Consider the following 4257-nt stretch of genomic DNA (forward strand, 5'->3'; position numbering starts at 1 on the left):
AAAAAAATATGTCTAAATCGAAATATTTTAGATTACAGATTCGAAATATGTGCTATAATGTTATATAACGTTATGTATTGTTATATGTGTCAAATACATCACATAACATTAACTTAGGGGAAAATTTAAATGAAGAGGAGAACATTATGAAAAAGAGAATTATTGCTTTATTAATGGTTAGCGTCATGATTTTAAGTACATTAGTGGGATGTGCTACTAAAACGGAAGCAGCAGCTGAAACACAACAGAAAGTTTTTAGAGTGGGTATGGAATGTAGTTATGCACCTTTTAACTGGACTCAAAGTGATGATTCAAATGGCGCTGTGCCAATCATGGACTCATCAGATTACGCATATGGTTACGATGTGGAAATGGCTAAGAAGATCGCTGATGCAAATGGCTGGAAACTCGAAGTTTATAAAATTGATTGGGATGGTTTGATTCTTGCTCTTAATGCGAATAAAATCGATGCCATTATCGCAGGTATGGGTGTTACTGAAGAAAGACAAAAAAGTGTTGATTTTTCTGAATACTACTGGACTGGTGACATGGTAATGATCGTTAATGCGGATAGCCAATACGCAAATGCAACATCCCTTGAAGACTTCAGAGGCACTAAGGTTACAAGTCAATTAAATACAGTATGGATGGACTTAATTCCACAAATTCCTGAAGTTGATGAACAACCTGGTTTAGGTGGCAACTCTGAAATTTTAGTTGCAGTTAGATCTGGTAAATTAGACGGTACAATCCTTGGGGAAACTGAAGCTTATTCTGCTACACTTGCAAATCCGGATTTAAAGGTTGTTAAATTTGAAGAAGGTAAGGGCTTTGATTACAGTAAAGGCGAAGCATCAAATGCTGTTGCTGTAAGAAAAGGTGATACTGAAACTTTAGAAGCTGTAAACAAAGTGCTTTCAGGTTTTTCTGCAGAAGAACGTTCTGCATTAATGGAAACAGTCATCAAAAAGCAACCAATTTCTGAATAGTTTTTTATTCAGTCTTAAATTACAAGATGCTCGTATAATAGGTCTTTGATTTAGATAAAAGGCCTATTTTATATCACACACAACAGATTAATCATAAAAGAGGAGTTTTAATATGAGTAGCATACCTGAAAGTTTTTTTGGTTGGGTTGCATTAATTTTTAATGAATATGGCGGCATGTTTTTAAGAGGAACTGGGACGACCTTGTTTATTGCTGCACTAGGGACTATCTTCGGATGCTTAATCGGATTTATCGTGGGCATTATTCAAGGAACGCCAATCGAGAAGGGCACACATATGGGAAAAAAGATCCTTGTGAAGCTCTCGCAAATTCTCGTGAGCATCTATGTAGAAATCTTTAGAGGTACACCGATGATGGTTCAGGCCATGGTCATCTATTATGGCAGTATGCAGGTACTCGGCTGGAACATGGTGCCCATTTATGCAGGGGTTTTAATCCTCAGCCTTAACACAGGTGCCTATATGTCTGAATCCGTAAGAGGCGGGATCACCTCCATAGATCACGGGCAGACCGAAGGTGCTAAAGCCATTGGTATGACGCATATCCAAACGATGATTTATGTAATTTTGCCACAGGCTTTTAGAAATCTGATCCCTCAGATTGGAAACGGATTTGTTTCAGCAATTAAAGACACTTCTGTATTGAATGTTATTTCAGTTACAGAGCTCTATTTTATGGGACGTACAGCTTGTGGTACTTACTTTAGATATTTCGAAGTATTCTTCATCATATCTTTAATCTATTTGGTGCTGACCTTTGTTACTTCTAGATTGCTCGCACTACTTGAGAAAAAGTTAGATGGCGACAATCATTACGAGTTAATACACGATGCTGATTTAGGGGAGATATAATAATGGATACGCAAAATATTACCTTGAGAGTTGAACACTTAGGAAAAACTTTTGGCACGCATGAAGTTTTAAAGGACATTGATTTCTGTGTTCAAAAGGGCGAAGTCATCAGCGTGATTGGCGCATCTGGCTCTGGTAAGTCCACACTTTTAAGATGTATCAACATGCTTGAGACACCAACAAGTGGTAAAGTACTATACCATGGTAAGGTTATCGAAAATAAGCCAAAGGAAATTTCACTTTATCGTGCTAATGTTGGCATGGTCTTTCAATCCTTCAATCTATTTGCCAATATGAAGGTGCTGAAGAATTGTATGATCGGTGCTGAAAAAGTAAAGAAGAAGAGTGAAAAAGAAGCAAAAGAACTCGCCATGACCTTCCTTAAAAAGGTTGGCATGGGAGCCTATATTAATGCAAGACCACATCAACTCTCAGGTGGCCAAAAACAACGTGTTGCCATCGCAAGAGCGCTTGCCATGGAACCTGATGTACTACTCTTCGACGAACCCACAAGTGCACTTGACCCTGAAATGGTGGGTGAAGTTCTTGAGGTCATTAAGCAGCTGGCTAATGAAGGATTAACCATGGTCATTGTAACGCATGAAATGGCTTTTGCTCGAGATGTTTCCACAAGAGTTGTATTCATGGATAAAGGTGTTATAGAAGAAGAAGGGCCACCTGAACAACTCTTTGGCAATCCAAAAAGTGAAAGAACAAAAGCCTTTTTAAGCCGATTCACAAATCATTAAAAGTAAAATGGAGAATGACATGTTAAAATTTGACGAAAAAAAACAACGCGATAGTATAAATGGTGCTCTACAGCTACGAGGTGAGATAAATCAAATCGCAGATCAATTGCACGCCAAAGGTTATGACCGTATTTGCTGGCTCGGAATTGGCGGCACATACGCTTCCTGCATGCAGGTTGTAACACACATGAAAGAAAAATCTAAGATTGATATCTTTGTTGAAAATGCAGCAGAGTACTGTTCAACAGGTAATAGAAGAGTGGGTGAAGGCACGATCGTTGTCATCTCATCGGTTACAGGAAGTACAAGTGAAGTTATCGATGGTGTCAAAAAAGCACAGGCAGACGGTGCTGTTGTTGTAGGCTTTATTGATGTTCCAACTACTGAGCTCGCTCAAATTGTAGACTATGAAATCGCATATCCTGCCAATGAGCAGCTTAAGTTATTCATGCTAGCAGACAGGTTTATGCACCTTGCAGGTGAGTTTCCCGACTATGATGAATTCTATGCAGAAATGGATGCACACCTTACAAATGCACTAATTGACGCTGAGAAAACGGCAGATGCATCTGGCCTTGCCTTTGCTGAAAAGCATAAAGATGACAAAATGCATTACTTTGTCGGTGCCGGCAATCAGTGGGGCGCCACATATTCATATGCAATGTGCTACTGGGAAGAGCAGCACTGGATTCCAACGAAATCCATTCATTCAGCAGAATTTTTCCACGGCATGTTCGAAATCATCGAAAGAGATACCCCGGTAACTGTATTTATCACTGAAGATTCTCAGCGCGTGCTCAGTGAACGCGTTGCAAATTTCTTGCCTCGTATTTGTAGCAATTATACAATTATCGATACAGCAGACTACGCACTTGAAGGTTTCTCAAAACAATACCGCGGTCATATTTCACATCTTGTAATTCGTGTGGTGACCAACCGTATTGATATTCATCTAGAAAAGATCAACTGCCATCCGATGGAGATTCGAAGATATTATCGACAACTGGCTTACTAATGCCCCTCACAATTCATTAAGATAAAATTTATAAATACATTCTCACTATAAACAAGTATCGTATTTATAAAAATATTTGTAGAAAAATTCCAAGACACATTCCTCTAGTGAATGCCCAGCTTGGTTTTTTTCTTGTCATAAACACATGCATATCTTATTTGAAGTCTTTTTAAATTGCGGTATACTAACTACAGTGTGTACTATCATTTGGAGGAAAAGACTTATGAGACAATTTACTTTTAGAAGGCCCACACTTTCAGATCTTGATGATCTATCCAGACTTCTTCATAAAAGACAGTTCAAGGCTCAAAGGTTTGTGGACCAAAAAGACGAAATTCAAGCATTTGACCTGTGCCAGACACCACTTAAAAAGCTCTTGTCATCAAACGAAACCATTGGTATTGCAGGATATGAAGATGGTCAAATGAAAGGTTATCTCATTGGAAAGATTAAGATCGAGCCATCAGGTGAACGACAGATTTGGATGCCATATGAAGGTATAGCAATTGACGATACTGTCGATGAAGCATTCATCATGGCGCTATACACAGAAGCCTCAAAAGTCTGGCTTTTAAATGGCTTATTTAAACACTATGCCATCCTGCCTTGTGATGATCCACGTTATATAAGTGC

5 protein-coding genes are annotated in these 4257 nt (G+C 38.7%); all 5 read left to right on the forward strand.

Annotation, left to right across the window (positions count from 1 at the left end; genetic code table 11):
• The first annotated feature begins 146 nt into the window (after window positions 1-146).
• Window positions 147-989, forward strand: coding sequence for a transporter substrate-binding domain-containing protein (locus tag AC220I_RS18930; protein ID WP_486725425.1), 843 nt, complete (start codon window positions 147-149; stop codon window positions 987-989).
• Between the two features lie 112 nt (window positions 990-1101).
• Entirely contained in the window at window positions 1102-1860 is a 759-nt protein-coding gene (locus AC220I_RS18935) for an amino acid ABC transporter permease (RefSeq protein ID WP_486725426.1), read from the forward strand.
• 2 nt (window positions 1861-1862) lie between these two features.
• On the forward strand, window positions 1863-2609 hold the full coding sequence (locus AC220I_RS18940; protein WP_486725427.1) for an amino acid ABC transporter ATP-binding protein: 747 nt from the start codon (window positions 1863-1865) through the stop codon (window positions 2607-2609).
• Between the two features lie 19 nt (window positions 2610-2628).
• Entirely contained in the window at window positions 2629-3624 is a 996-nt protein-coding gene (locus tag AC220I_RS18945) for an SIS domain-containing protein (protein ID WP_486725428.1), read from the forward strand.
• 223 nt (window positions 3625-3847) lie between these two features.
• The coding region (locus tag AC220I_RS18950; protein WP_486725429.1) for a hypothetical protein at window positions 3848-4257 on the forward strand (410 nt) is incomplete at its 3' end.

It is taken from the genome of Fusibacter sp. (genome assembly GCF_057447755.1).

What these genes read in the sequence shown, in the direction of transcription:
- AC220I_RS18945 (WP_486725428.1), top strand. Translation starts at nt 2,629, where the DNA reads ATGTTAAAATTTGACGAAAAAAAACAACGCGATAGTATAAATGGTGCT.
- AC220I_RS18930 (WP_486725425.1), top strand. Translation starts at nt 147, where the DNA reads ATGAAAAAGAGAATTATTGCTTTATTAATGGTTAGCGTCATGATTTTA.
- AC220I_RS18935 (WP_486725426.1), top strand. Translation starts at nt 1,102, where the DNA reads ATGAGTAGCATACCTGAAAGTTTTTTTGGTTGGGTTGCATTAATTTTT.
- AC220I_RS18940 (WP_486725427.1), top strand. Translation starts at nt 1,863, where the DNA reads ATGGATACGCAAAATATTACCTTGAGAGTTGAACACTTAGGAAAAACT.